Source organism: Pseudomonas sp. PMCC200344 (assembly GCF_030053095.1).
Classification (GTDB): Bacteria; Pseudomonadota; Gammaproteobacteria; order Pseudomonadales; family Pseudomonadaceae; genus Aquipseudomonas; species Aquipseudomonas svalbardensis.
Window position 1 is genome coordinate 5,963,590 of record NZ_CP125618.1, and the last position, 26,284, is coordinate 5,989,873.

General features: G+C 57.3%; 25 protein-coding genes and 1 riboswitch. Of the genes, 11 read left to right on the forward strand and 14 right to left on the reverse strand.

Going from position 1 to position 26,284, the window contains the following annotated elements; translation table 11 throughout:
* Window positions 1-176: 176 nt before the first annotated feature.
* Genes QFW87_RS27385 through QFW87_RS27395 form a run of 3 tightly spaced genes read right to left on the reverse strand, consistent with a single transcriptional unit; the run spans window position 177 to window position 3,165 of the window.
* Entirely contained in the window at window positions 177-473 is a 297-nt protein-coding gene (locus QFW87_RS27385; protein WP_123369167.1) for a winged helix-turn-helix domain-containing protein, read from the reverse strand.
* Between the two features lie 31 nt (window positions 474-504).
* The gene (locus QFW87_RS27390; protein ID WP_008151965.1) at window positions 505-996 is read right to left on the reverse strand and encodes a M48 family metallopeptidase; all 492 of its coding nucleotides are present in this window, start codon (window positions 994-996) and stop codon (window positions 505-507) included.
* A gap of 45 nt (window positions 997-1,041) precedes the next feature.
* Window positions 1,042-3,165: an EAL domain-containing protein gene (locus QFW87_RS27395; RefSeq protein ID WP_283181990.1), complete on the reverse strand. Its 2,124-nt coding sequence runs from the start codon at window positions 3,163-3,165 to the stop codon at window positions 1,042-1,044.
* A 324-nt stretch (window positions 3,166-3,489) separates the two neighbouring features.
* Here QFW87_RS27395 and QFW87_RS27400 point away from each other — a divergent pair, with 324 nt between their 5' ends.
* The 4 genes from QFW87_RS27400 to QFW87_RS27415 all read left to right on the forward strand — a co-directional run bounded on the left by QFW87_RS27400 (window position 3,490) and on the right by QFW87_RS27415 (window position 7,384).
* On the forward strand, window positions 3,490-4,158 hold the full coding sequence (locus QFW87_RS27400; protein ID WP_283181991.1) for a polysaccharide lyase family 7 protein: 669 nt from the start codon (window positions 3,490-3,492) through the stop codon (window positions 4,156-4,158).
* A gap of 681 nt (window positions 4,159-4,839) precedes the next feature.
* Window positions 4,840-5,133, forward strand: coding sequence for a fructose-bisphosphate aldolase (locus QFW87_RS27405; protein WP_283189307.1), 294 nt, complete (start codon window positions 4,840-4,842; stop codon window positions 5,131-5,133).
* Between the two features lie 273 nt (window positions 5,134-5,406).
* Window positions 5,407-6,744: an ATP-binding protein gene (locus tag QFW87_RS27410; protein WP_283189308.1), complete on the forward strand. Its 1,338-nt coding sequence runs from the start codon at window positions 5,407-5,409 to the stop codon at window positions 6,742-6,744.
* Entirely contained in the window at window positions 6,737-7,384 is a 648-nt protein-coding gene (locus QFW87_RS27415; protein WP_283189309.1) for an RloB family protein, read from the forward strand. The genes QFW87_RS27410 and QFW87_RS27415 overlap by 8 nt, the downstream gene beginning before the upstream one ends.
* A 96-nt stretch (window positions 7,385-7,480) precedes the next feature.
* On the opposite strand, the gene fba is transcribed toward QFW87_RS27415, so the two are convergent.
* From fba to tkt, 6 genes are all read right to left on the reverse strand, one after another.
* Entirely contained in the window at window positions 7,481-8,545 is a 1,065-nt protein-coding gene (gene fba, locus QFW87_RS27420) for a class II fructose-bisphosphate aldolase (protein ID WP_046045276.1), read from the reverse strand.
* Between the two features lie 129 nt (window positions 8,546-8,674).
* Window positions 8,675-9,007 carry an MliC family protein gene (locus QFW87_RS27425; RefSeq protein ID WP_283189310.1) on the reverse strand — a complete coding sequence of 111 codons (333 nt, stop codon included), beginning with the start codon at window positions 9,005-9,007 and terminating at the stop codon, window positions 8,675-8,677.
* Between the two features lie 56 nt (window positions 9,008-9,063).
* Complete coding sequence (locus tag QFW87_RS27430) at window positions 9,064-9,285, reverse strand: hypothetical protein (RefSeq protein ID WP_283181993.1); 222 nt, start codon at window positions 9,283-9,285, stop codon at window positions 9,064-9,066.
* Between the two features lie 34 nt (window positions 9,286-9,319).
* Window positions 9,320-10,483 carry a phosphoglycerate kinase gene (locus QFW87_RS27435; RefSeq protein ID WP_283189311.1) on the reverse strand — a complete coding sequence of 388 codons (1,164 nt, stop codon included), beginning with the start codon at window positions 10,481-10,483 and terminating at the stop codon, window positions 9,320-9,322.
* Window positions 10,484-10,495: 12 nt separating this feature from the next.
* The gene (gene epd, locus QFW87_RS27440) at window positions 10,496-11,563 is read right to left on the reverse strand and encodes an erythrose-4-phosphate dehydrogenase (RefSeq protein ID WP_282483226.1); all 1,068 of its coding nucleotides are present in this window, start codon (window positions 11,561-11,563) and stop codon (window positions 10,496-10,498) included.
* 225 nt (window positions 11,564-11,788) lie between these two features.
* A complete protein-coding gene (tkt, locus tag QFW87_RS27445; RefSeq protein ID WP_283189312.1) occupies window positions 11,789-13,786 on the reverse strand; it encodes a transketolase in 1,998 nt (665 codons plus the stop codon).
* A 273-nt stretch (window positions 13,787-14,059) separates the two neighbouring features.
* Here tkt and QFW87_RS27450 point away from each other — a divergent pair, with 273 nt between their 5' ends.
* From QFW87_RS27450 to QFW87_RS27465, 4 genes are all read left to right on the forward strand, one after another.
* Entirely contained in the window at window positions 14,060-15,055 is a 996-nt protein-coding gene (locus QFW87_RS27450; RefSeq protein WP_283181996.1) for a metalloregulator ArsR/SmtB family transcription factor, read from the forward strand.
* 18 nt (window positions 15,056-15,073) lie between these two features.
* Complete coding sequence (gene metK / locus QFW87_RS27455) at window positions 15,074-16,264, forward strand: methionine adenosyltransferase (protein WP_283181997.1); 1,191 nt, start codon at window positions 15,074-15,076, stop codon at window positions 16,262-16,264.
* Between the two features lie 159 nt (window positions 16,265-16,423).
* Window positions 16,424-18,103, forward strand: a complete 1,680-nt coding sequence (ligB, locus tag QFW87_RS27460; protein ID WP_283189313.1) for an NAD-dependent DNA ligase LigB — start codon at window positions 16,424-16,426, stop codon at window positions 18,101-18,103.
* A 99-nt stretch (window positions 18,104-18,202) separates the two neighbouring features.
* Window positions 18,203-18,598 (forward strand): DUF1090 domain-containing protein, encoded by a 396-nt coding sequence (locus QFW87_RS27465; protein ID WP_008151994.1) that lies wholly within the window; start codon window positions 18,203-18,205, stop codon window positions 18,596-18,598.
* 15 nt (window positions 18,599-18,613) lie between these two features.
* Here the strand turns inward: QFW87_RS27465 and QFW87_RS27470 are convergent, their stop codons facing one another.
* The gene (locus tag QFW87_RS27470) at window positions 18,614-19,063 is read right to left on the reverse strand and encodes a cytochrome c (protein WP_283189314.1); all 450 of its coding nucleotides are present in this window, start codon (window positions 19,061-19,063) and stop codon (window positions 18,614-18,616) included.
* A gap of 128 nt (window positions 19,064-19,191) precedes the next feature.
* Between QFW87_RS27470 and QFW87_RS27475 the strand changes: the two genes are divergently transcribed.
* Complete coding sequence (locus tag QFW87_RS27475; RefSeq protein WP_283182001.1) at window positions 19,192-20,364, forward strand: MltA domain-containing protein; 1,173 nt, start codon at window positions 19,192-19,194, stop codon at window positions 20,362-20,364.
* Between the two features lie 45 nt (window positions 20,365-20,409).
* Here the strand turns inward: QFW87_RS27475 and QFW87_RS27480 are convergent, their stop codons facing one another.
* Together QFW87_RS27480 and QFW87_RS27485 are read right to left on the reverse strand one after the other, a co-directional pair.
* Entirely contained in the window at window positions 20,410-20,793 is a 384-nt protein-coding gene (locus QFW87_RS27480; protein WP_283182002.1) for an MAPEG family protein, read from the reverse strand.
* A 40-nt stretch (window positions 20,794-20,833) separates the two neighbouring features.
* Window positions 20,834-21,667, reverse strand: a complete 834-nt coding sequence (locus tag QFW87_RS27485; protein ID WP_283189315.1) for an EamA family transporter — start codon at window positions 21,665-21,667, stop codon at window positions 20,834-20,836.
* A 218-nt stretch (window positions 21,668-21,885) separates the two neighbouring features.
* Here QFW87_RS27485 and QFW87_RS27490 point away from each other — a divergent pair, with 218 nt between their 5' ends.
* Entirely contained in the window at window positions 21,886-23,055 is a 1,170-nt protein-coding gene (locus tag QFW87_RS27490; RefSeq protein ID WP_283189316.1) for an MFS transporter, read from the forward strand.
* Between the two features lie 41 nt (window positions 23,056-23,096).
* On the opposite strand, the gene QFW87_RS27495 is transcribed toward QFW87_RS27490, so the two are convergent.
* Both QFW87_RS27495 and QFW87_RS27500 read right to left on the reverse strand, forming a co-directional pair.
* Complete coding sequence (locus QFW87_RS27495; RefSeq protein WP_283182005.1) at window positions 23,097-23,984, reverse strand: formate/nitrite transporter family protein; 888 nt, start codon at window positions 23,982-23,984, stop codon at window positions 23,097-23,099.
* Window positions 23,985-24,092: 108 nt separating this feature from the next.
* Window positions 24,093-24,494 (reverse strand): hotdog domain-containing protein, encoded by a 402-nt coding sequence (locus QFW87_RS27500; RefSeq protein WP_008152010.1) that lies wholly within the window; start codon window positions 24,492-24,494, stop codon window positions 24,093-24,095.
* Between the two features lie 198 nt (window positions 24,495-24,692).
* A riboswitch (S-adenosyl-L-homocysteine riboswitch) is annotated at window positions 24,693-24,795 on the forward strand.
* Window positions 24,796-24,818: 23 nt separating this feature from the next.
* Here QFW87_RS27500 and ahcY point away from each other — a divergent pair.
* Window positions 24,819-26,228 carry an adenosylhomocysteinase gene (gene ahcY / locus QFW87_RS27505; protein WP_077747242.1) on the forward strand — a complete coding sequence of 470 codons (1,410 nt, stop codon included), beginning with the start codon at window positions 24,819-24,821 and terminating at the stop codon, window positions 26,226-26,228.
* The last annotated feature ends 56 nt before the right edge of the window (window positions 26,229-26,284 follow it).

Below are 26,284 nucleotides of genomic sequence, written 5' to 3' on the forward strand. Positions count from 1 at the left end.
CAAGGGGCGAGGGGACTGGCCGATGTGTTATGTAGAAAATTGGCGACTTGAACTACCGAGTCGAACTCAGGATTCGAAAGGCTTGAAGATCTGCTCCCTTTCCCCTCTCCCCATTGGGGCGGTCCGACGTTTCGGGAGGGCTGGGGTGAGGGGGCGATCTAAAGCGAATCCAACAATCAGGGGTATTCCAGCACCGCTTTGATCTGCCGAAGATTACGCTCGATCCACCCCCGATCTATCGCCCCCCACTCGCGAATCCGATAACGCCCGGCATGATTGCGCGCACCGTCTTCCTGCTCGAACTCGCAAACAATGTCCAGATCCGCCAATGCCGCGATGGTGTCCTGAGCCGTGCGCCGGGGCATGCCGGTCACTTCGGTCAGCGCCGGGACGCTACTGGCCAACCCGCTATCAATCAGGTACGCCACGTACAACCGACGATAGAAGCTGCTCTTGGTCTTGCTTACATCCATCTAAACACTCCCGGTTGCGATATTTTGATCTCTATTGCATATCCCGCCACGTCAGGTACACCCGCACATCGAACTCCACCTGGTGATACCCCGGCAACATGTGTTCGCAAAGCTTGTAGAACGCCTTGTTGTGATCCGACTCTTTGAAGTGCGCCAGTTCATGCACCACGATCATTTTCAGAAACTCGGCAGGTGCATCCTTGAACAATGAAGCAACACGAATTTCTTTCTTGGCCTTGAGCTTGCCGCCCTGCACCCGGGATATCGCAGTGTGCAATCCGAGGGCGCGGTGGGTCAGGTCCAGGCGGTTGTCGAACAACACCTTATCGATGGCCGGGGCGTTACGCAGGTATTCCTGCTTGAGGTCCAGCGTATAGGTGTACAACGCCTTGTCGCTCTGCACCCGGTGTTTTTCCGGGTAACGCTGGCTCAGGTAGTCGCCCAGCCGACCGTCGGCGATCAACTGGCGCACTTGGTCCTGCAGCGCGGCGGGATAGGCCTGGAGGTATTTCAACGCGGTCATTGGGGCGGCAACACGATTCACGAAAAGGTCGCCAGTGTAGCGAATTCAGCCGGTCAGCGTGTTCCAGTCGAACGGCCTTACAAAGTCGCCGACGTCCTCGGCCATCATCGGCCGTGCGACCAGAAACCCTTGCACGTACTCGCAACCATTGGCTTGCAGCCATTGATATTGCGCAACGGTTTCCACCCCCTCGGCAATCACCAGCATCCCGTACTCCTTGCACAGCTCGATCACATTGCGCACCAGCGCGGCATCGCGTGAGGACTCCGGAAGCCGGGCAATCAAATGCCGGTCGAACTTGAGCGTGTCCAACTCCAGATCCCGCAGATGAGACAGCGAACACGGCCCGGAACCAAAGTCATCCAGGGCCACTCGCACACCCAGGTTACGCAGCAGGCGCAGCTGTTTGCGGGTTTCCTCGGGGTTTTGCATCAAGGCCTCTTCAGTGACCTCGACTTCCAGATGGCGCGCCTGCAAACCATGGCGCTCCAGTACCTGGCGTAACTCGGTGACCAGATTGGGCATGCCGAACTGCGTACTGCTCAAACTGACGCCCAGCACCAAGTCGTCGGCAAACAAGGTTTCCCAGGCTTTTCGCTGGCTCGCCACTTGTTGATAGATCCAACTGCCCAGGCGACTGATCAACCGCGCCTCTTCCAGCAATGGCAAAAACAGCCCCGGAGGTACATCGCCGACGCTCGGGTGCTGCCAGCGGATCAGCGCTTCGAACCCGCGAATCTGCCCACTGGCAATGGCCACCTGAGGTTGATACACCAAATTGAAATCACGGTTCTCGATGGCCGCGCGCACACTTTCTTCGAGCATCAACCGTGAGCGCGCCCGGCCGTTCATTTCGTGATCGTAGAATCGATATTGCTGACGGCCGGCGCGCTTGGCTTCGTACATGGCGATGTCAGATGCGCGCAGCAGGCCGTCGAGATTGGAACCGCAATCCGGGTACGTCGCAATGCCGATGCTGGCGCCCAACGCGATATCCAGACCATCGATCTGCTGACAGATCGACACCCGCTCAATCAGCTTCTCGGCAATTTTTGCCGCTTGCTCGGGGAATTCCAGATCCAGCAAAGCGGTGAACTCATCACCGCCCATGCGCGCCAGAATGTCGAAGGGCCGCAGACAGGCCTTCAACTGCTCGGACACCCACCGCAACACCCGGTCGCCGGCATCGTGACCGAGGGAATCATTGACCCGTTTGAAGCCGTCGAGGTCCAAATACAGCAGCACCCAGGCGCTGTCGGAGCGGTCGCCACGCAACAGCAGGTTTTCCGCCGTCTGGTAAAAGCCACGACGATTGAGCAGCCCGGTCAATGGGTCAGTGACGGCCTGGAACTCCAGTTGCTGATGCAGATGGCGCACCACCGACATGTCCAGCACCGTCACCACCATCGCATGTTGCTCGCTGGGCAACGGGGCGCAGGACAGCGCCACGGGCACCTGCTGGCCGGGCGCCGTACGCAGCAATGCATCATGCAGGCGCAGGATTTCGCCGCGTTTGTAACCGGCGAACAACTCGGAGTCGGCCCAGATCGGGATGTGCGGATTTTGCAGGAAGTCCAGGAACTCTTTGCCTTGCAGGTCTTGCACCGTGGCATTGAGCAGCCGCGACATCGCCGGATTGGCAAAGCGGATCAGACCGTCCTCACCGACCACCAGGATGCCTTCGGCGGCATTGTCGAGCACCGAGGCATTAAACGCGCGTGCGACCTCCAGATCGTGGCTCAGGCGCTGCAGCGCACGGCGATTGCGCTGATGCTCGAGCAGCGCCTGGACTTTGGGCTTGAGAATTTGCGGGTCGAACGGTTTGAACAGGTAATCCACCGCACCGCTGGCATAGCCCTTGATTACGGCGTCCTGGGACTGCTCGTTGGCGGTAAGGAAAATGATCGGCGTGAGGCGGGTTCGCTGGCTTCCGCGCATCAGGCGTGCCACTTCAAAACCGTCCATGCCCGGCATCTGCACATCCAGCAGCACCAGGTCGACATCGTGTTCGAGTAACAGACTGAGCGCCTCGAAGCCCGAGGCGGCGGTCATGACCTGCCAGTCCTGGCGCTGCAACAACGCGCGCATGCTGATCAGGTTTTCAGGGTAATCATCGACGATTAAAAGGATTGAGTTGCCTTCAGCTGGCGTGGGTTGCGCGCATTCCATGCTGCTTCTCTTATGCGGGACGTCAGGCCGGTTTTTCGTGAAAACCGGACAAATACTAAGCCTTCACTCTAGACCGGGTTCCGCTAAAGCAGAAGCTATCAGTACGCCATCATTTAACCAAAGCGTCCATTTGCCGACTAACGGTCGGCGCCACAGCCCTCTAAAACCGGGAAAGATGGCCTTTTAACAGGATTTTGACGTCACCCGTTTGTCATTTACGCATTAACAAATTGAACTTCTGCGATTATAAGGACTGCCCCCAAGGTGCGTGCTAGAGCTTCTGGCACGTGCGTGCAGCAAAAAAATCCGTGGAAGCTTTTGTCTATGATCGATCTCGCAACCTGGAACCTCAGCGTTCCCGTCGGCAATCCGCCGTACACCGTTGAAACATCAAAACTGGTGGATGGCTTCAAGGATCAATACTTCCACTCCAACACCGGCACCTTGTTTTTCTGGGCCCCGGTCACCGGTGCTACAACTGAAAACGCAAAGTATCCCCGCACTGAACTTCGCGAAACCTACAGCAATGGGACCCTGAAAAACTGGCGCTACCCGGACGCCGACAACTCCCTGCGTGCCACCCTGGCGGTGAACCAGGTACCAACCTCGGGCAAGATTGTCATTGGCCAGATCCACGCCTATGAAAGCCAGAAGCCCATGGTGAAGCTCGAGTATCAGTACTCGACCAGCACGCAGTCAGGCAACATCGTCGCCAAGGTTCGTATGCGCCCTGATGACGATGACGCACGGACAATCACCCTTGCTACCGGGGTGAAACTGGATCGGGAGTTCAACTACCTCATCCACCTGAGCCCAGGCGGCGCGCTGGGCATCAGTGCGGCGGGCTACCAGTGGGACACCGAAATCAGCAAGACCTGGAGCGTCAAGCCGCTGTACTTCAAGGCCGGGGCTTATGTGCAGGACAACACCGGGTACACCAGCGAAGGCGGGAAAGTGACGTTCAGCAAGCTGGATATTGATCACGATAAATAACCCTCCGCGTCCCAACCCTCCCAAGAACAACTCGATCTCTGTAGCAGCTGCCGAGCCTGCGAGGCTGCGTCCGAGGACGAAGTCCTCGCAAGCCCGAAGAACCCGGTCTACCTGAAAAAATGGGGTGTCTGATTTACGACTGCTGCGTCCGAACGCGGCCCGAGCCGAACGCAGCCTCGCAAGCTCGACAGCTGCTACAACCAAATTATTTGAGCCTCCGAAAAACTCGTAGGACTCCTCCGACCGTGACGAGGGAGCTTGCTCCCGCTGGAATGAGAAGCAGCCCCAAACCCTGCTACGCAATTTCCTCAGACACACCACATCGCCCGGTTCTATTGCCGCTCCCCCACCGAACGAGACCAAACCGTCTCGCCACATGACCGGAAAGGCGTCCTACAGCCCGGTTGCGGCTACCCGAATCGCTGCCTAAAGTTGGCCTGTCGCTGACATCGTTGGCGACAGGGTTTCGCAGCCCTAACGATACGTGTAGTAACCTAGCGCCTCGAAAATGACGGGCGCATCAGCACCCGTCCTCCTTTTTATGGTGGCTGTGTGTGGGAGACCTCCGGGTCTGCCGGGTTCCTCGTATCCCTGGTCTGCGAACCCGCACACAGCTACCACCCATTTCGTTTCGCAGCGAACGGCAGTAGCTCTTCTTTTAGATTCGAGGAAGATTTACTTATGAAAATGAACAATCCGCCCCGCCGCTTCACCCCCATGTCCCAATTCGCCACCGACTACCCCGTCCTGCTCATCGACAGTGACGCCCCAATCCGCGAACTCCACAACTGCGTCAGCGAACGCCTCAGCGCCGTCCTCAAGTACCTCAACCTCATGGCCTGCACCAGCCTCCCCGACTACGCCGAAAACGACATCAACACCGTTACCAACATCGCCCGGATCCTGATCCAGGATGTGAGCGATGTGTTTCGGGTGATTGAGCAGCGTGGGTTTGAAGAGAAATCAGACAGCTAAAATTCTGCTAAAAATAAAAACCTGCAAACGCGGGTTTTTATCCAACCATTGATCATCACTGTCTATTTTGACCGGTTCAACGGGTAAGTACGCATCTCTAAATCATTGAATTTTTGTGGGAAAAGTTATCCTCTCCTAAGTGAATGGTCGCTATAGCAGTAAAAATCGAAAAAATCCTTGAAATTCCTGAAAAACTCTGTCTAATCACTTACTCGGGCCTTTTTTGACAAAAATAGCTCAAAAACCCAACCAGTATACGAAAGAGATATAAAAGTGATCATAGACTTTACCGTCAAAAATTTTAGGTCGCTGAAAAACGAACAGCTTTTCAGCATGAATGTTGAAAACCCAAAATCTCATCTCCTGGATAACGTTGTCACAACCGATAATGAACGCGTTAATGTTCTAAGAACTGCGGGTATTTACGGTGCCAATGCGTCAGGCAAATCGAATTTATTGCTAGCCTTTAAAGCACTGCAGTGGATAACTGAAAATTCTGGTGATTTGAAGGAAGGCGAGATTATCCCATGTTATGAGCCATACCTTCTTTCTGACGAAAACGCCTCTAAACCAGTGCACTTTGAACTTGAATTCATCAATTTCGACAGTTTGCGATACATTTATTCAGTCTCCTATAACCGCACAGAAATAATAGAAGAAAGTCTCGACTTCTACCCATCGAGACAGAAAGCCAACATCTTCAAGAGAATGGCTAGCGACTCTTGGGAAACAATTACTTTTGGCAGCCATTATAAAGGAGGACAAAAAAGACTTCCGTTTTTTAAGAACAACAGCTATTTAGCAAAAGCTGGGAATAACGCAGCCGCCTCAGACCTTATAAGGTCCGTGTACAATTATTTTAGAACCATATTCCACGTAGGCTTTGCTCAAAAATTTAATTCATCTACTCTTTACACCGAGCCCAAGCTACTAAACAAGGTCGCCACATTGCTTTCATTTGTAGATACAGGCATTACTAAAATCACTCGCAAAGAAAACAACGTTGAAGAACTGCTAAATGGCTTTCCAAAAAACCTCCCAAGCGACCTACGCGAGGAAATAGTAAAAAGAAACAAATACAATTTTGTTTTCTCACACATAAAAGAAGATGAGGGATTTGCCACATTTGATATAGGAGATGAGTCAGATGGAACTCAAAAACTTTTTCAGTTTTTACCAGTACTTGTAACTGCATTTGAAGCTGGCGCGGTTTTGATCATGGATGAATTGGATAATAGCTTTCACCCTCATATCGGGGAATTAATTATAAAACTATTCAACGACCCTAAAGTCAACAAACTTAACGCCCAACTGATATTTACAACTCACGACATTAACTTAATGTCACCACAACTTCTTAGAAGAGATCAAATTTGGTTTACTGAGAAAAATAGTGGAGCATCTACACTTTACTCCCTAGATGAATTTGACAAATCATCAGTAAAATCGAATAGTCCGTACAGCCATTGGTACGACGAGGGGCGTTTTGGTGCGCTGCCAAACATAAACTATAAAAACATTGCCGGAATACTTACAGGAAAGATAAAGGAGACAAGTAATACACGTAAAAAAAAGGAGAGAATAGTAACGGAAGAAAACAAAAATGCCTAAAGTTCGAAACTCCTCCTCTAGAACTCTTCCAAAAAAAATGCATATTTACTGCGAAGGAGCCAAAACCGAACCTAATTACTTGAATGGATATATATCAGACATTGAAGACAAGGCGCTACGACATGTTGTAATTGTCGAAAAAACTAGAAAGAACACTCCCATCGAACTCGTGGAAGTCGCAATAAATCATAAAAAAAGCAGTGCCGCTGCTAAAGGCGATGAATTCTGGGTCGTATACGATCGAGAATCAGTAGCCAAATATACGGATGAACTTCACGACAAAGCTTACAAAAGAGCAAAGGATAACGGCATAAATATCGCTCTTTCTAATGTTTGCTTTGAACACTGGCTATTGCTGCACCTTACAAATAGCTCAGCACCATATAATTGCTATAACGATTTAATAAATAGAAGCTGCTTAAAATCGAAATTTCGACAGAACCTGGGAAAGGATTACGATAAAGCTGGATCAGAAGTATATGACTTTTTATCCAAATACATCGGCAAGGCTAGAACGCTAGCTTGCAACATGAACTTAGCCGCAACACAGTCCTCCCAACTTGGTCGAGATAAACCACACCACCTTAATCCATACACAGATATGCCAAAATTGTTAGATGCTATAGATTCATTCATTTAGCGCTGTCACCAAAGAATTTAATTCGCCAGATTTTTCTCAGAGCGACAAAAAACCCGCCTTTCGGCGGGTTTTTCGTAAAACTAAAACACCAAAGGCTTAGTTAACCTTAGCGTTCAACTCACCCTTCAAATACCGCTGATACATCGCTTCCAGCGAGATCGGCTTGATCTTCGAAGCATTACCGGCCGTACCAAACGCTTCATAACGTGCGATACACACATCACGCATCGCCGTCACGGTCGCGCCGAAGAATTTACGCGGATCAAACTCGCTCGGGTTGGTAGCCATCAGGCGACGCATCGCACCGGTGGATGCCAGGCGCAGGTCGGTGTCGATGTTGACCTTACGCACGCCGTGCTTGATGCCTTCGACGATTTCTTCAACCGGTACGCCGTAGGTTTCTTTGATGTCGCCGCCGTACTGGTTGATGATCGCCAGCCAGTCTTGCGGAACCGAAGACGAACCGTGCATCACCAGGTGGGTATTGGGGATGCGTTTGTGGATTTCTTTGATGCGGTCGATGGCCAGCACGTCGCCGGTAGGCGGCTTGGTGAACTTGTACGCGCCGTGGCTGGTGCCGATGGCGATGGCCAGGGCGTCGACTTGAGTGCGTTTGACGAAGTCAGCGGCTTCTTCCGGGTCAGTCAGCATTTGGCTGTGATCCAGAACGCCTTCGGCGCCGATGCCGTCTTCTTCACCGGCCATGCCGGTTTCCAGCGAACCCAGGCAGCCCAGCTCGCCTTCTACCGATACGCCGCAGGCGTGAGCCAGGGCTACAGTTTGTTGGGTGACGCGGATGTTGTAGTCGTAGTCGGTCGGGGTCTTGCCGTCTTCGCCCAGGGAACCGTCCATCATCACCGAGCTGAAGCCCAGCTGGATGGAGCGCTGGCAGACGTCAGGGCTGGTGCCGTGGTCCTGGTGCATGCACACCGGGATGTGCGGGAATTCTTCGATTGCCGCTAGGATCAGGTGACGCAGGAACGGTGCGCCGGCGTATTTGCGAGCACCGGCCGAAGCCTGGACGATCACCGGGGAGTCAGTCTTGTCAGCGGCTTCCATGATGGCGCGCATCTGCTCAAGGTTGTTGACGTTGAAGGCTGGAACGCCGTAGCCGAACTCGGCTGCGTGGTCCAGCATCTGGCGCATGCTGATAAGTGCCATTGTGTGTGTATCTCCCGGTTGAGGGTCGTTAATCGTGCCAGCCTGCCGTAGCGGCGGCGGCTATTCAAGTTATTGCAGATCGGGGGTCAGCCCTGCCTGCCAATTCGGTGTTGCCTCAATCTTGCGGCGTTACTGCGCTTTGCAACCGCGGCCGATCAAATCATTGGTGGCGACCCAGTACACCAGGCCTTCCTCACCTTTTATGTGAAACGCCAGCATGTCGTTGCTGTACAGCGAACCTTCGGCGCCCGGCTCATGCTTCAGGCGGTAGACCTGATCGGCACCGCCCAAGCGAACGTCGACTTCCTTGCGGCTTTCGTCGGTGTAGCGCCAGAGCACTTTGGCCTGACTGTCGCAGGTCCAGGTGGTCCAGCTGTCCGTCGATTTGGCAGGCTTGAACAGGTTCAAATTGGCGCAACCTGCCAGCAGAGCCAGCGCCGTAACGGCGATAAAACCTTTCATCCATGTTCCTCGACTGACGACGCACGCCGCCAGCCCTGAGTAAAGTGTCAGACCCGTCAAGGGCAGCCATGTTCCTTGGCCGGGGTCTGTGTCTCGTATTTGTCCAGGCCATCAGGCCCGGAACGCTTGTTGATCACCGGGTTGGTTTCGGCCTGCCAGTCGGCCTGATAGCAGCCTTTGTCCTGTTCAGGCGTCTCGGGTACCTTCGGGGCTTTCGGGTTACTCCCGCAAGCCGCCAGCGAACCCGCGACAATCAATAGCGCTAACGTCTTGACCATCTGAACACTCCTTTGCCTGGTCAAATGGGCGGCCTCAGGCCTTGGCCCGGCTTTCCAGGACTTCAACGGCCGGCAGAACTTTGCCTTCGACGAACTCGAGGAACGCGCCGCCACCGGTAGAAATGTAGGAGATCTGACCGGCAACGCCATATTTATCGATGGCGGCCAGGGTGTCGCCGCCGCCAGCGATGGAGAACGCCGAGCTTTCTGCGATGGCCTGGGCCAGGACTTTGGTGCCGTTACCGAACTGGTCGAATTCGAACACGCCCACCGGGCCGTTCCACAGGATGGTTTTGGACGACTTCAGCAGCTCGGCAAAATTCGCCGCGGTCTGTGGGCCGATGTCCAGAATCATGTCGTCTGCGGCCACATCAGCGATCAGCTTGACGGTAGCCGTGGCGGTTTCAGCGAATTCCTTGGCAACCACGACGTCGACCGGCAGCGGCACGCTGACCTTGGCGGCGATGGCGCGAGCGGTGTCCAGCAGGTCCGGCTCGTACAGGGACTTGCCGACCGGGTGACCGGCAGCCGCCAGGAAGGTGTTGGCAATGCCGCCGCCGACGATCAGCTGGTTGCAGATCTGACTCAGGCTGTTCAGCACGTCGAGTTTGGTCGAGACCTTGGAGCCGGCAACAATCGCCGCCATTGGCTGGGCCGGGGCGCCGAGGGCTTTGCCCAGTGCGTCCAGTTCGGCGGCCAGCAACGGGCCTGCGGCCGCGACTTTGGCGAACTTGGCCACGCCATGGGTCGAACCCTCGGCGCGGTGAGCGGTGCCGAAGGCGTCCATCACAAACACGTCGCACAGTGCGGCGTATTGCTGGGCCAGTTCGTCAGCGTTCTTTTTCTCGCCCTTGTTGAAGCGCACGTTTTCGAACAGCACGATGTCGCCGGCCTTCACGTCAACGCCGCCCAGGTAATCGGCCACCAGCGGCACTTCACGGCCCAGAGCCTTGCTCAAGTAGTCAGCGACTGGCTTGAGGCTGTTCTCGGCCGAGAACTCGCCTTCGGTCGGACGGCCAAGGTGCGAGCAGACCATCACGGCCGCGCCTTTTTCCAGGGCCAGCTTGATGGTCGGCAGCGAGGCCAGGATACGCGCATCGCTGGTGACAACACCGTCCTTGACTGGGACGTTGAGGTCTTCGCGGATCAGTACGCGCTTACCTTGCAGATCGAGGTCGGTCATCTTCAACACGGTCATGGGTCGCATTTCCTACTGTTTTGGAGAGCAGTGTTTTGGAGAGCCAGCTGATTGCAGATAGTGTTCTGCAACATCCAGCATTCGGTTGGCAAAACCCCATTCGTTGTCGAACCAGGCCAGGATGTTCACCAGCCGTGGGCCGGAAACTCGGGTCTGACTGGCATCGACGATGGCCGAATGTGGGTCATGGTTGAAATCACAACTGGCGTGAGGCAACTCGGTGTAGGCCAGAAGGCCTTTGAGCGGGCCGCTGGTGGCGGCCTCGCGCAATATCCGGTTGACCTCGGTGGCGTCGGTGTCGCTCACGGTCTGCATCGTAATGTCGAGGCAAGACACGTTAACCGTCGGCACCCGCACGGCTTTGGCCTGAATTCTCCCGGCAAGTTCCGGTAACAAGCGTTCGATGCCGCGCGCCAGACCAGTGGACACCGGAATCACCGACTGAAACGCCGAACGGGTGCGGCGCAAGTCTTCGTGATGATAGGCGTCGATCACTGGCTGATCGTTCATCGCCGAGTGAATGGTGGTGATCGACACGTATTCCAGACCAATGGCCTGATCCAGCAGGCGCAACAGCGGCACGCCGCAGTTGGTGGTGCAGGACGCGTTGGACACCAGCAACTCATCACCGGTCAGGCAATCCTGGTTCACGCCGTAGACGATGGTGGCGTCGACATCCGCCTCGCTGGCCATCGGCTGGGAAAACAGCACCCGCGGCGCGCCGGCATCCAAGAAACGCTGGCCGTCTTCACGAGTGTGGTAAGCGCCGGAGCACTCCAGCACCAGATCGACGCCCAGCGACGCCCAATCGATGCCTTCGGGGGTGGCACTGCGCAGGACCTTCACGCAGTCGCCATTAATATGCAGACAATCGCCATCGACCTTCACTTCCCCGGGAAAACGCCCGTGAGTGGAGTCGAAGCGAGTCAGGTATTCGATGCTGGCCATGTCCGCCAGATCGTTGATCGCAACAATTTCAAACCCGGCCTTCTCGCCTCGCTCAAACAACGCACGCAAGACGCAACGACCAATCCGGCCGTAGCCGTTGAGTGCAACTTTGTAAGGACGCGGTTGAGGCATGGGGTTCTCGATAGACGCGGGCAGACGAATTCTATGTACCAATACGGACCTGTAGCAGCTGGCGCAGCCTGCGTCCGGCCGCGAAGCGGTCGTAAAATCAGGCACCGCGCTCCAGTTAAAGATACGCGTTGTCGGGTTTACGACCGCTTCGCGGCCGAACGCAGGCTGCGCCAGCTGCTACAGGAATCGCGGCAGGCATGAAAACATAACTGCCACGTCCGTGTTTTAGTCTTCCAGCAGCTCTTCAGCCTGACCCAGGATGTTTTCCAGGGTGAAGCCGAACTCTTCGAACAAGGCTGGCGCAGGCGCCGACTCGCCGTAGGTGGTCATGCCGATCACGCGGCCTTCCAGGCCGACGTACTTGTACCAGTAGTCCGCGTGGGCGGCTTCGATAGCGATACGGGCGCTGACCTGCAACGGCAGAACCGCTTGCTTGTAGCCGGCGTCCTGAGCATCGAACACGCTGGTGCAAGGCATCGAAACAACACGCACCTTGCGACCTTGTTCGGTCAGCTTGTCGTAGGCCTGAACCGCCAGACCGACTTCCGAACCGGTAGAGATCAGGATCAGCTCAGGCTCGCCGTCGCAGTCCTTCAACACGTAACCGCCACGGGCGATGTCGGCGATCTGGAACGCATTACGGGTTTGGTGCTGCAGGTTCTGACGCGAGAAAATCAGCGCCGAAGGGCCGTCCTTGCGTTCCAGAGCCATTTTCCAGCACACCGCCGATTCAACGGCATCGGCTGGGCGCCAGGTGTCGAGGTTCGGCGTGCTGCGCAAGCTGGTCAGTTGCTCGATCGGCTGGTGAGTCGGACCGTCTTCGCCCAGACCGATGGAGTCGTGGGTGTAGACGAACACGACACGCTGCTTCATCAGCGAGGCCATGCGCACTGCGTTGCGGGCGTATTCCATGAACATCAGGAAGGTCGCGCCGTAAGGCACCAGACCGCCGTGCAGGGTCACGCCGTTCATGATCGCGCTCATGCCGAACTCGCGAACGCCGTAGTACATGTAGTTGCCGCTGGCGTCTTCAGCCGACACACCTTTGCAACCTTTCCACAGGGTCAGGTTGGAACCGGCCAGGTCAGCGGAGCCGCCCAGCAGTTCAGGCAACAGCGGGCCGTAGGCATTCAATGCGTTCTGGCTGGCTTTACGGCTGGCGATGGTTTCGCCTTTGGCAGCGACTTCAGCAATATAAGCAGAGGCTTTTTCAGCGAAGTCTTCCGGCAGTTCGCCGCTCAGACGACGAATCAGCTCGTTGGCCAACTCAGGGAAGGCAGCAGAGTAGGCAGCGAAACGCTGATCCCATTCGGCTTCGGCCGCGCGACCGGTTTCCTTGGCGTCCCACTCGGCGTAGATGTCGGCCGGGATTTCGAACGGACCGTGGTTCCATTTCAGCGCAGCACGGGTCAGCGCGATTTCCGCGTCGCCCAGTGGGGCGCCGTGGCAGTCTTCTTTACCTTGCTTGTTCGGCGAACCGAAACCGATGGTGGTCTTGCAGCAGATCAGGGTTGGCTGATCGCTTTTGCGCGCAGTTTCGATCGCGATCTTGATCTCTTCAGGATCGTGACCGTCGACGTTGCGGATGACCTGCCAGTTATAAGCTTCGAAACGCTTAGGCGTGTCGTCGGTGAACCAGCCTTCGACTTCGCCGTCGATGGAGATGCCGTTGTCGTCGTAGAAGGCGATCAGCTTGCCCAGACCCAAAGTACCGGCCAGGGAGCCGACTTCGTGGGAAATGCCTTCCATCATGCAGCCATCACCCAGGAACACGTAGGTGTGGTGGTCGACAACATTGTGGCCCGGACGGTTGAACTGCGCCGCCAGGACTTTTTCTGCCAGGGCAAAACCAACGGCGTTGGCCAGACCTTGGCCCAGAGGACCGGTGGTGGTTTCAACGCCTGGGGTGTAGCCGAATTCCGGGTGACCCGGGGTGCGGCTGTGCAGTTGGCGGAAGTTTTTCAGGTCATCGATCGACAGGTCATAGCCGGTCAGGTGCAGCAGCGAGTAGATCAACATCGAGCCGTGACCGTTGGACAGCACGAAGCGGTCACGGTCGGCGAACGATGGATTGCTCGGGTTGTGCTTCAGGTAGTCACGCCAAAGTACTTCGGCGATATCCGCCATACCCATAGGGGCACCGGGATGGCCGCTGTTGGCTTTTTGCACGGCATCCATGCTGAGGGCACGAATGGCGTTGGCACGCTCACGACGGCTGGGCATCGCTGTTCTCCTGCGGATATTGAATCGAGAGTGAATAAAACTAAACGGAAAAAAGGCGAGCATTTTCCCTCACCCACCCGCCTCGGGGCAATGACAGATAGTCATCTGAAGGCGTTTTTCCGGTGGATAAAGTCGCATTCGCCTGGTGAAACCTTTCCGCTGACGATTTGTAGAGTGACCCTTTCCCCGAGAAGTGCCATCTATCGAGCAATATCAAAACTTTTTGATATTGCTCTTGCGGTGTTTTCTGACCGTCACTAGACTGCTGGCCTTATGAATTTACGTGTGCCTTCCATTCGACATGACGATTGCGATGAGCTGGCGGCCTTGTGCAAGGCCGGCGGCGATCCTCTGCGTCTGAATGTATTGCGCGCGCTGGCCAACGATTCGTTTGGCGTATTGGAGCTGGCGCAGATCTTTGGCATCGGCCAGTCCGGCATGAGTCATCACCTCAAGGTATTGGCCCAGGCCGATCTGGTGGCGACTCGCCGTGAAGGCAACGCGATTTTCTACCGCCGCGCCCTGCCCCACACCGAATTGCTGGGTGGCAGGCTGCACGCCGCGCTACTGGATGAAGTGGACAACCTGACCCTGCCTGCCGACGTGCAGTCGCGGATTGGTCAGGTCCATGGGCAACGCGCGGCGGCCAGCCAGGACTTTTTCTCACGGGTCGCGGAGAAGTTTCGCGCCCAGCAAGACTTGATCGCCGGTCTGCCGCAATACCGCGAAAGCGTGGTGGCATTGCTCGACAAACTAAGTTTCAGCGAAGGCGCCACGGCCATCGAAGTCGGCCCCGGAGATGGTGCATTTCTGCCGGAACTGGCGCGCCGCTTCACCCAGGTCACGGCGCTGGACAACAGCCCGGCGATGCTCGAACTGGCGCGCCAGGTTTGCGAACGTGAAACGCTGGCGAACGTCAGCCTGCAATTGGCCGATGCATTGAACGGTGTCCGCCTCAAGGCTGACTGCGTTGTACTGAACATGGTGCTGCACCATTTCGCCGCGCCGGCCGAAGCACTCAAGCACATGGCCAACTTGCTGCAACCGGGCGGTAGCCTGCTCGTGACAGAGTTATGTAGCCACAACCAGAGTTGGGCCAGGGAGGCCTGCGGTGATCTCTGGTTGGGGTTTGAACAGGACGATTTGGCCCGTTGGGCCACCGCTGCGGGACTCGTTCCCGGGGAAAGCCTCTATGTAGGCTTACGTAATGGTTTCCAGATCCAGGTCCGCCATTTTCAGCGACCGGCTGGCGACACTCACCATCGGTAAATTCAGGAAAAAATCGAGATGAGCGAATACTCCCTCTTCACCTCCGAGTCCGTGTCCGAAGGACATCCGGACAAAATCGCCGACCAGATTTCCGATGCTGTGCTGGACGCCATCATTGCTGAAGACAAGTTCGCCCGTGTAGCGGTCGAGACTCTGGTAAAAACCGGCGTTGCAATCATCGCAGGTGAAGTCACCACGTCGGCCTGGGTCGACCTGGAAGAGATCGTGCGTAACGTGATTCTGGACATCGGCTACAACAGCTCCGATGTCGGCTTCGACGGCGCCACTTGCGGCGTGATGAACATCATTGGCAAGCAGTCCCCTGACATCAACCAGGGTGTCGACCGTGCCAAGCCTGAAGATCAAGGCGCCGGGGATCAGGGCCTGATGTTCGGCTATGCCAGCAACGAAACCGACGTGCTGATGCCAGCACCGATCACCTTCTCGCACCAGTTGGTTCAGCGTCAGGCCGAAGCCCGTAAATCCGGCCTGCTGCCTTGGCTGCGCCCGGACGCAAAGTCGCAAGTGACTTGCCGTTACGAAGGCGGCAAGGTTGTCGGTATCGACGCCGTTGTACTGTCGACCCAGCACAACCCTGACGTGTCGTACAAAGACCTGCGCGAAGGCGTGATGGAACTGATCGTCAAGCACGTACTGCCTGCCGAACTGCTGACCAAAGACACTCAGTTCCACATCAACCCGACTGGCCAGTTCATCATCGGCGGCCCGGTAGGCGACTGCGGTCTGACCGGTCGCAAGATCATCGTTGACAGCTACGGCGGTATGGCCCGTCACGGCGGCGGCGCGTTCTCCGGTAAAGACCCATCGAAGGTTGACCGTTCGGCCGCCTATGCGGGTCGTTACGTGGCCAAGAACATCGTGGCGGCCGGCCTGGCCGAGCGTTGCGAGATTCAGGTTTCCTACGCCATCGGTGTTGCTCAGCCTACGTCGATCTCGTTGAACACCTTCGGCACCGGCAAAATCAGCGACGACAAAATCGTCAAACTGGTTCGCGAAGTGTTCGACCTGCGTCCATACGCAATCACCACCATGCTCGACCTGCTGCACCCGATGTACCAGGAAACCGCTGCGTACGGCCACTTCGGTCGTACTCCGACTACCAAGACAGTGGGCGATGACACTTTCACCACCTTCACCTGGGAAAAGACCGACCGCGCCGATTCCTTGCGCGCTGCTGCCGGCCTGTAAGACTTCCCCGGCGATACCAAAAGCCCCGCACGGTTCGCCGTGCGGGGCTTTTTATTGCCTGCTTTCCAGAGGCCGACACACGCTGAAAAACAGCCGGCCCTCTCATCCTGATAATCCGTCCTAGCCTTCCAGCATTCCACTTGAGCAAGGACGCTCACGATGCCGCTCAACCTGCGCGTGTTTTTCGGTTTTCTACTGATCATTTTCTGTCTGACCTCCCACGCGGCCAAGTGCCCCGACTGGCCCCCCGCACGCGCCCTGGACGAAATCACGTCACTGCAGAAACAAATCGACCTCTGGGACGACAGCTATCACCGGGGCGGCCGCTCATTGGTCGCCGATGAACTCTACGATCAGTCCCGTGCACGACTGACCGAATGGCGCACTTGTTTCGACTTGGGCCAATCCGTAGAACCGTTGCGCACCGCGGGCGGCACGATCCCGCACCCCATCGCCCACACGGGCCTGGAAAAACTCCGCGATGGTCGCGCCGTTGAAGCCTGGCTAAAAGGACGGAGCGATGTCTGGATTCAGCCCAAGGTCGACGGCGTGGCGGTGACGCTGATCTACCGCAAAGGCCTGCTGACTCAGGCAATCAGCCGCGGCGACGGAGTAAATGGCCAGGACTGGACGGCTTCGGCGCGCCAAATCGCTGCCATCCCCCAACAATTGCCACAACCGCTGGACCTGCTGCTGCAAGGTGAACTCTATTGGCGCCTGACCGACCACATACAGGCCCGTGCCGGCAGCCTCAATGCACGCGCCACAGTGGCCGGTTTGATGGCCCGCAAAAAGTTAAGCACTGAGCAAGCCGCCGGGATCGGCCTGTTTGTCTGGGACTGGCCCCAAGGACCGGCCAGTTTGCCCGCCCGCGTCGCAGCCCTGGATGAGTTGGGTTTCCCGAGCACCGCAGCTTACAGTCACTCGATCAAGGTATTTGCCGATGCAGAACGCTGGCGCGATCACTGGTATCGCTCGCCCCTGCCCTTCACCAGTGATGGCATTGTCCTGCGCCAGGATCAGCGCCCATCCGCCGAGCGCTGGCAGGCTAAACCGCCTTATTGGAGCGTCGCCTGGAAATACCCTTTTGCCCAGGCCCTGGCCGAGGTGCGCAAGGTCCACTTCAAGATTGGACGGACCGGACGAATCACCCCGGTACTGGAACTGACGCCAGTAATGCTCGATGACCGGCAGATCAAGCGAGTCAGTGTGAGCTCACTGCAACGCTGGAAAACACTGGATATCCGGCCCGGAGATCAGGTCGCCATCAGCCTGGCAGGCCTGACCATTCCCAGGCTTGACGGTGTCATGCTGCGCAGCACCCAACGCACTGAATTGAGCGTACCGCTGGCGGAGGACTTTCATCATTTGAGTTGCTGGCAGCCGACACCGGGGTGCGAAAGCCAATTCCTCGCCCGACTGACCTGGCTCAGCGGCAAGCAGGGACTGGCCCTGCCGAATGTCGGTCCTGGCACTTGGGAGAAACTTTTCGAAACAGGCCGTCTGAATGGCCTGCTGGATTGGTTGACCCTCGATGCTCAAGAGCTTGCTAACATTAACGGCTTCGGCGAACGCAGCAGCGCTCGTCTTTTAAACAGTTTCAACAGTGCCCGACAACGCCCTTTCGCTCGCTGGCTCAAAGCCCTGGGTTTACCGCCGACCGGCCAGGCGCGGCTCGCCGATTCATGGCAAGAACTGGCACAACGAAATATCGAACAATGGCAGGCAGAATCCGGCATCGGCCCGGGACGCGCAGCGCAATTGAGCGCATTTTTCCGCGACCCGCAGGTCCTGGCCTTGAGTGAAACATTACGTGTTGCGGGGATTGACGGTTTTTAGCGGCCGGCGATGCCCGTCAACCCGGGAACCCAATGGTGCCGTCGGGCTCAAACACCCCATCGCCACATCGACCCGATCGCTTTTTCACATGGAGCTTTTATGAAACTTCTTTCACCGCTCGCCCTGTTGACCCTTTGCAGCGTGCTGGCCGCTCCACTGATGGCCGCCGAAGAAGCTCCGGGGCTGACCGGCTGCGCCGCAAAGAAGCAGGGCATCATCAATCAGATTGAACTGGCCAAGTCTCACGGTAACGCCGATCAGCAGGCAGGCCTTGAAACGGCCCTGAGCGAAGTCACTGCTCATTGCACCGATGCTTCCCTGAAGAAAGAACGGGAGAACAAGGTGCTCGACGCCAAGCACGAAGTCAGCAAGCGTCAGGCTGATCTGGACAAGGCCATGAAGAAAGGCGACGCCGAGAAGATCAACAAGCGCAAAGACAAACTCGCCGAGTCCCGCAAGGAATTGCAGGACGCACTCGATGAGCTGGATAAGTAAGGATCAGTTCAGGACTCAATGATCCCGAAACTCTTTATGGCAGGCACTGCAGGCATCTTCGACCTTCTGCACCGCCGGCCCAAGGTTACTGGCCTTGTAAGGCTGAACCTTGCTGGCAGTCACCAATTCACCGGTGGCGACTTCAAGGGTGCGGGCCATGTCCTGGAAGTGTTCCTGTTTCTGCCAGACATCGCTCTTGGCGCTGGTGTGATCTTCTTCGCGCACCTGCGGAAAATGTTTCCAGGGTTCACGGGACAACGCATCGAGCTTCACGGCACCGTCAGCGAATTTCGGACCGTCAAACGGGATGCGACCACGTAACATGCCGCCCAGGTCTTCGCCGGTCTTGAGCATTTGCTTGAAGATCGCCTTACGCTGGCCCAGCGGCGAGTTGGGATCGACACCACCGCAGGCAGACAACGTCAGGCAGGCCAGCAATACAACAGAAAGTCTTTTAAGAGTCATGGTGGCTTCAGGTCACGGGAAACGGCGGCCAGTATCCTCGCGTCATCGGCAAAGACCAATAGCCCTATTATCAATACGGGTTGTTTGAGCGCATGGAGCACTCAGGCAACCGACAAAGGAATTACTCCATGAACAGCCGTTTCAAGGCATGGCGTCACAACCTCGCCTGGACCCTTCCGATGGTGGCCGTGCTTGCGGGCTGCACCGGTGGCGACAACAACAAACCGAAAACCCACGCCCTGGCGACCTACTCCAGCGCCACGTGGGAAGCACTTCCGACGGTGTCCGACAACGACCTGGTCGCCGGCTTCGGTTCGTGGCGCAGCGCCTGCACCCGACTCAAGGCCGACCCGGTCTGGGGCTCGACGTGTGCGGCTGCCGCCAACGTGCCACAAACCGCCAGCGACATTCGCGGCTTCCTCAAGCAGAACCTCGACGTCTACGGCCTGCGCGCCGCCAATGACAATCCCAACGGCTTGATCACCGGCTATTACGAGCCGGTCTACCCCGGCAGCCTGACCCAGACCGAAGTGGCAAACATCCCGGTGTACGGTGTGCCCGAGGACATGATCATCGTCTCTCTGGACAGCATTTATCCGGAACTCAAAGGCAAACGCCTGCGCGGACGACTCGAAGGTCGCGTGCTCAAGCCTTACGACGATGCGGCCACGATTGAAACCAAAGGGGTCAAGGCACCGGTTGTTGCCTGGCTGACCGACCCGATGAATCTGCAATTCCTGCAAATCCAGGGCTCGGGTCGTATCCAGCTCGATGATGGCCGACAGTTGCGCATTGCGTATGCCGACCAGAACGGTCACCCGTATCGACCGATCGGCCGCTGGCTGGTGGACCAGGGCGAACTGAAAAAAGAAGAAGTGACCATGGGCGCCATCAGCCATTGGGCCAAGGCCAATCCGACGCGCATTCCGGAACTGCTGGGCAGCAACCCCAGCTACGTATTCTTCACCCGCAACCCGGACAGCAACGAAGGGCCTCGCGGCTCGCTGAACGTACCGCTGACCGCCGGCTACAGCGCGGCGGTGGATCGCAAAGTGATTCCGTTGGGCAGCCTGTTGTGGTTGTCGACGACTAAACCGGACGGTACCGCACTGGTGCGCCCGGTAGCCGCTCAGGACACCGGCGGCGCAATTGCCGGCGAAGTCCGTGCAGACCTGTTTTGGGGCACCGGCGAGGCGGCCGGGCAATTGGCCGGCGACATGAAACAGCAGGGGCAGATCTGGATGCTCTGGCCTAAAGGCGCAGCCCTGCCTCAAGTGCCGCAAGTAACCGACAAGCTATAAAGTCAAAAGATCGCTGGCTTCGCCAGCGATCTTTTGATCTTGCTCTTAAACAGAAACCACAAAAAAACTGACGATCAACCCCATCCCCACCAACCACACCAGCGACCGCAACATAGCCCAGTCCGCCAAGTAGCAAATGATGTACAGCAGTCGACTGGTGATGAACAACACCGCCAGCACATTGATCGTCACCAGTTCGGCATTACCGGCCAGGTGCGCAACGATCACCGCCGCTGCGAACGCGGGAATCACTTCAAGACAGTTCAGATGCGCCGCATACGCGCGTCGGCCAAAACCATTCAGTGACTCGAGAAAGTCACGGGGATCATGATTGTCTTTCGGCCTGAACCCGCCACTGACCCTGGCAATGCCCGTGCAGATATAGGGCAGAAAAATCGCGATCAAAATGCACCACAGAGCAACCGTCATAACGCAATCCCTTCTTCAAGTTTCAAGAGTCGAGCTCCAGTCAAAACTTCATTACCAGCATGCCGATCAGCACCAGCCCACAGGCTAAGAGCCGCGGCCTGCCGAAAGGTTCTTTCAGGTAACGCATGCCGAACAGCACCACCAGAATCACGCTGATCTCGCGCAATGCCGCCGCTTCGGCAATCGAGCCCAGCTGCATGGCCCACAGCACCAGAGCGTAGCTGAACAACACGCAAAACCCGACCGCCAACCCCAGTCGCCACTGTTCCCGCCAGAACAACATGAAGGCCGGTCGCTTACGCACCAGCGCCAATAACGGGAACGGCCAGGCGCTGAGCAACGTGACCCACACCAGGTAATCCAGCGGATGCGACCAGCGTCGCAACGCCTGGCCGTCGATGAAGGTGTAGCAGCCAATACACAGACCGATCAACGCCACCACCGGCAGCATCGACCACGGTAAACGCGCACCGCCGCCGCCCTGCCAGAGCAGGCACAGCATGCCGAACGGGATCAGCAGAATCCCGAAGATCTGCTGGTTCGTCAGCACTTCCCCGGCAAAAATCAGCGTCAGTGCCAGCACCACCAGCGGCGACAAACCACGCATCAGCGGATAGACCAACCCGAGGTCGCCGACCCGGTACGCCTGAATCAGCAGATAGCGATAGAGCAACTCGAACGCCACCGACGCCAGAATCCACGGCCAGATTTCCATGGGCGGCAGGTTCACGAACGGCAGCATCACCGCGACAAACAACATGGCCACGCTGTCCATGCAGGCCACCACCAACAATCGTTCCGCACTGAATTTGATCAGGGTATTCCACGCCGCGTGCAACAGCGCCGCTACTAACACCAGTGCTGTTGCAAGCACGGCACACTCCATTTTTTATTTTTGTTCCCTACGGGAAGCACCCAGATAATTGATTCGCCATATGTCAGCAGCTGTTTATACTGCAAGCGACCACGCCGCACTCAGTTGCGCACAGACTAATTCCAATAATTTCTGCCACCGCCCGCTCTCGTCGAGAACGGGCGTCGGCATGCGTATGCCTGATCAGAGCGTCAAGACTACCGACAGAGACCTTGCGCATGCCACTCGCCTTGCTTGCCCTCGCTGTTGCCGCGTTCGGCATCGGCACCACTGAATTCGTCATCATGGGCTTGCTGCCCGATGTCGCCCGCGACCTTGCTGTCAGCATTCCTCATGCCGGATTGTTGATCACCGGCTACGCCCTCGGCGTAGTCTTCGGTGCGCCGATCCTCGCGGTCGGCACAGCCAACATGCCGCGCAAAGCCACGCTGCTGGGCATGACGCTGATGTTCATCCTCGGCAACATTCTTTGCGCATTGGCGCCGAACTACGCCACGCTGATGGCCGCACGAGTGGTCACCGCGCTCTGCCATGGTGCGTTCTTCGGCATCGGCTCGGTGGTTGCCGCTGGACTGGTGGCACCAAACAAACGCGCCCAAGCGATTGCGATGATGTTCACTGGCCTGACCCTGGCCAACGTGCTGGGCGTGCCGTTGGGCACCGCGCTCGGGCAATACGCCGGCTGGCGCTCGACGTTCTGGGCGGTGTCGGTGATCGGCGTGATTGCTGCGATTGCGCAGTGGGTCTGGCTGCCGAAGGACATCGCCATGGACAAGGCCAACCTCGCCAGCGAGTTCAAAGTGCTGGGCAAGGTCAACGTGTTGTTGGCGCTGGGCATGAGTGTGCTGGCGTCGACCAGCCTGTTCAGCGTCTTCACCTACATCGCGCCCATCCTGCAAGACATCACCGGCGTCAGCCCGCATGGCGTGACCATCATGCTGTTGCTATTCGGGGTCGGACTGACCGCGGGCAGCATGCTCGGCGGTCGCCTGGCTGACAGTCGATTGCTACCGTCGCTGGTGGGCATGGCGTTGGCCGTGCTGGTCGTGCTGGCCGCGTTCACACAGACCAGTCACTCGGTGATCCCTGCAGCGATTACGCTGGTGTTGTGGGGCATCTTCGCCTTTGCCCTGTGCCCGATTTTGCAACTGCTGATCATCGATCAGGCCCATGAAGCGCCGAATCTGGGCTCAACGTTGAACCAGAGCGCGTTCAACCTCGGCAACGCCGCCGGTGCGTGGATAGGTGGGCTGGTTGTCGCCAGTGGCGCGGATCTGGCGGACTTGCCGTGGACCGGCGCGCTGGTCAGTGGGTTGACGGTGGTGACGGCGGTTTTCTACATCTATCTGCAACGTCGTGGGGCGGGTGTGGTCAATGTGTCTGGCTGATGGGTCGGGTGGCCCTTGACCTAACAAAGATTTCAAACTTATTACTTTTTGCTCTCCTGCGGGTCGGGCTCCGGGCCTTGATCCGCAGTCTGCTTCGGCGGCCCGCTCTCGCTGCGAATCTGCGCATGGCTGATCAGCGCGAAGATGAAGCTGCCGCCGATGATGTTCCCCGCCAGCGTCGGCCCGGCGAACACCAGCCAGAAATCCTTCCACGGCAACTTACCGGCAAACACCAGATACGAGACCTCGGCGGACCCGACCACGATGTGGGTGAAATCCCCCAGCGCCATGAGGTAGGTGATGAGGATGATGATCCACATCTTCGCGCTCTCCATGGACGGAATCATCCAGACCATGGTGGCAATCATCCAGCCAGACACAATGCCCTTGGCGAACATCTGGCTGGCGTCGTTCTCCATGATCTTGCGTCCGATATCAAGGAAAGCCAGGTCGGTCTTGCTGTCGAAAATCGGCAGATGCAGCATCACATACGCCACCAGCAACGTGCCGCAAAGGTTGCCCACCAGCACCACCGACCACAGGCGTAGCAATCGACCGAAATTGTTCAGTGTGGGTTTGGTCATGATCGGCAGCACAGCCGTCAGGGTGTTCTCGGTGAACAACTGCTGACGGGCGAGGATCACCGCGAGAAAGCCTGCGCAGTAACCGAAACTGGCGATCACCTTGAAGCCTTCGCCATCCGGCAGACGGGAATTGAGCAGCCCCATGGCCATCAGCGACAGTCCCATGGTCAGGCCGGCGGCCAGCGCCGACCACCACAAGGCGGCGACACTGCGCTCGAGTTCCTGATCGCCCTGGGTGCGGATGATTTCGTGCAGCACCGCCGCCCGCGGCGGCTGGCTCTTATCGACGTCGTGCTGTTCTTCAGGCGAGAGGTTCGGGGTCTTGCCGTCTTTTTGCGTGTCCATAAAGCTCCGGAACCAGTGGCGTGTCATGTAGGTACGACACGCAGGGTTCGGAGCTGTTCACTGTCCTGACAGAAACCGAGGTGAGCCCATCGCGAGCAAGCTTTGCTCCTACGGGGCGATGTCATCCTTGAACTGGTCTTTGACGTACGTGATCTCGGTCCGACCGTGCGGCGCTGGCAAGCCGTCTTCACCCAGATTGACGAAGACAATCTTCTCCACCGTCAGGATGCTTTTGCGGGTGATTTTGTTACGCACTTCGCACTTCAGGGTGATGGAGGTGCGACCGAATTCGGTGGCGGTGATGCCCAGTTCAATGATGTCGCCCTGACGCGAGGCGCTGACGAAGTTGATCTCGGAAATGTACTTGGTGACCACACGCTGATTGCCCAATTGGACGATGGCGTAGATCGCCGCTTCTTCGTCGAGCCAGCGCAACAGGCTGCCGCCGAACAGCGTACCGTTGGGGTTGAGGTCTTCGGGTTTTACCCATTTGCGGGTGTGGAAATTCATATTCACTCCTGAGCGTCTTGCCGAATGATGGCGGGCATCATGGCAGAGCCCGACCTAGAGCTCTATCAAGCATCGACTATGGTCTCGATTACCGTTCAGACATTGACCAACAGAAACGCTTTGGAAGTATCGCTCACACGGCTATAATCGCCACCGTTTCAAAACGGTCATCTTCGGTTGCTACCGTTTTCCCGCCACCTGTCCGAGGGGCGCTGCAGCAGGTTCGACCTGTCAGGCTCGGATGGGGCGTTGCTTGACCGTTATCGGTCAGACACTAAACGCACAACGGCGCCCATTCGCATACATTACGAATGGAGGCTCATCATGAGCGCTGTTATCACGCCTGCAGATTTTAACGATTACAAAGTCGCCGACATGTCCCTGGCTGCCTGGGGCCGTCGCGAAACCATCATCGCCGAATCCGAAATGCCAGCCCTGATGGGTCTGCGCCGCAAATACGCCGGTGAGCAGCCGCTCAAAGGCGCGAAAATCCTCGGCTGCATCCACATGACCATTCAGACTGCCGTGCTGATCGAAACCCTGGTTGCCCTGGGTGCCGAAGTACGCTGGTCGTCCTGCAACATTTTCTCGACTCAGGACCAGGCCGCTGCCGCTATCGCTGCTGCCGGCATTGCGGTTTATGCCTGGAAAGGTGAGACCGAAGAAGAGTACGAGTGGTGCCTGGAGCAAACCATCCTCAAAGATGGCGCGCCTTGGGATGCCAACATGATCCTCGACGACGGCGGCGACCTGACCGAGCTGCTGCACAAGAAATACCCGGCGATCCTGGACCGCGTCCACGGCGTCACCGAAGAAACCACCACTGGCGTTCACCGCCTGCTGGACATGCTGGCCAAGGGCGAGCTGAAAATCCCGGCCATCAACGTCAACGACTCGGTAACCAAGAGCAAGAACGACAACAAGTACGGCTGCCGTCACAGCCTGAACGACGCGATCAAACGCGGTACCGACCACCTGCTGTCCGGCAAGCAAGCGCTGGTCATCGGTTACGGTGACGTGGGCAAGGGTTCGGCCCAGTCCCTGCGTCAGGAAGGCATGATCGTTAAAGTCTCCGAAGTTGACCCGATCTGCGCCATGCAAGCCTGCATGGACGGTTACGAGCTGGTTTCGCCGTTCATCGACGGTATCAACAACGGTACTGAAGCAAGCATCGACAAAGCGCTGCTGGGCAAGATCGACCTGATCGTGACCACCACCGGTAACGTCAACGTTTGCGATGCAAACATGCTCAAAGCCCTGAAGAAGCGCGCTGTTGTCTGCAACATCGGCCACTTCGACAACGAAATCGACACTGCTTTTATGCGCAAGAACTGGGCATGGGAAGAAGTGAAGCCACAGGTTCACAAAATCCACCGTACCGGTCCTGGCGCGTTCGACGCCCAGAACGACGACTACCTGATCCTGCTGGCCGAAGGCCGTCTGGTTAACCTGGGTAACGCAACCGGTCACCCAAGCCGCATCATGGACGGTTCGTTCGCCAACCAGGTTCTGGCTCAGATCTTCCTGTTCGGCCAGAAGTACGCCGACCTGTCACCAGCCCAGAAAGCCGAGCGCCTGACCGTTGAAGTACTGCCGAAGAAACTCGACGAAGAAGTGGCCCTGGAAATGGTCCGCGGTTTCGGCGGCGTCGTGACACAACTGACCAAGACCCAGGCCGACTACATCGGCGTGACCGTTGAAGGTCCGTTCAAGCCGCACGCTTACCGCTACTGATTGGACCCGGCGGGCTTTGCGCCCGCCGATCCTGACCAGGCGGGCCGGCCATCACC

Coding starts and splice junctions, on each gene's coding strand:
- epd (WP_282483226.1), bottom strand. CDS start 11,563: ATGCCTCAACCGCGTCCTTACAAAGTTGCACTCAACGGCTACGGCCGG.
- tkt (WP_283189312.1), bottom strand. CDS start 13,786: ATGCCCAGCCGTCGTGAGCGTGCCAACGCCATTCGTGCCCTCAGCATG.
- ligB (WP_283189313.1), top strand. CDS start 16,424: ATGCCGCTCAACCTGCGCGTGTTTTTCGGTTTTCTACTGATCATTTTC.
- QFW87_RS27490 (WP_283189316.1), top strand. CDS start 21,886: ATGCCACTCGCCTTGCTTGCCCTCGCTGTTGCCGCGTTCGGCATCGGC.
- QFW87_RS27465 (WP_008151994.1), top strand. CDS start 18,203: ATGAAACTTCTTTCACCGCTCGCCCTGTTGACCCTTTGCAGCGTGCTG.
- QFW87_RS27395 (WP_283181990.1), bottom strand. CDS start 3,165: ATGGAATGCGCGCAACCCACGCCAGCTGAAGGCAACTCAATCCTTTTA.
- QFW87_RS27405 (WP_283189307.1), top strand. CDS start 4,840: ATGAAAATGAACAATCCGCCCCGCCGCTTCACCCCCATGTCCCAATTC.
- QFW87_RS27425 (WP_283189310.1), bottom strand. CDS start 9,007: ATGAAAGGTTTTATCGCCGTTACGGCGCTGGCTCTGCTGGCAGGTTGC.
- QFW87_RS27480 (WP_283182002.1), bottom strand. CDS start 20,793: ATGACGGTTGCTCTGTGGTGCATTTTGATCGCGATTTTTCTGCCCTAT.
- QFW87_RS27470 (WP_283189314.1), bottom strand. CDS start 19,063: ATGACTCTTAAAAGACTTTCTGTTGTATTGCTGGCCTGCCTGACGTTG.
- QFW87_RS27430 (WP_283181993.1), bottom strand. CDS start 9,285: ATGGTCAAGACGTTAGCGCTATTGATTGTCGCGGGTTCGCTGGCGGCT.
- QFW87_RS27495 (WP_283182005.1), bottom strand. CDS start 23,984: ATGGACACGCAAAAAGACGGCAAGACCCCGAACCTCTCGCCTGAAGAA.
- ahcY (WP_077747242.1), top strand. CDS start 24,819: ATGAGCGCTGTTATCACGCCTGCAGATTTTAACGATTACAAAGTCGCC.
- QFW87_RS27435 (WP_283189311.1), bottom strand. CDS start 10,483: ATGACCGTGTTGAAGATGACCGACCTCGATCTGCAAGGTAAGCGCGTA.
- fba (WP_046045276.1), bottom strand. CDS start 8,545: ATGGCACTTATCAGCATGCGCCAGATGCTGGACCACGCAGCCGAGTTC.
- QFW87_RS27500 (WP_008152010.1), bottom strand. CDS start 24,494: ATGAATTTCCACACCCGCAAATGGGTAAAACCCGAAGACCTCAACCCC.
- QFW87_RS27400 (WP_283181991.1), top strand. CDS start 3,490: ATGATCGATCTCGCAACCTGGAACCTCAGCGTTCCCGTCGGCAATCCG.
- QFW87_RS27450 (WP_283181996.1), top strand. CDS start 14,060: ATGAATTTACGTGTGCCTTCCATTCGACATGACGATTGCGATGAGCTG.
- QFW87_RS27390 (WP_008151965.1), bottom strand. CDS start 996: ATGACCGCGTTGAAATACCTCCAGGCCTATCCCGCCGCGCTGCAGGAC.
- QFW87_RS27475 (WP_283182001.1), top strand. CDS start 19,192: ATGAACAGCCGTTTCAAGGCATGGCGTCACAACCTCGCCTGGACCCTT.
- metK (WP_283181997.1), top strand. CDS start 15,074: ATGAGCGAATACTCCCTCTTCACCTCCGAGTCCGTGTCCGAAGGACAT.
- QFW87_RS27385 (WP_123369167.1), bottom strand. CDS start 473: ATGGATGTAAGCAAGACCAAGAGCAGCTTCTATCGTCGGTTGTACGTG.
- QFW87_RS27415 (WP_283189309.1), top strand. CDS start 6,737: ATGCCTAAAGTTCGAAACTCCTCCTCTAGAACTCTTCCAAAAAAAATG.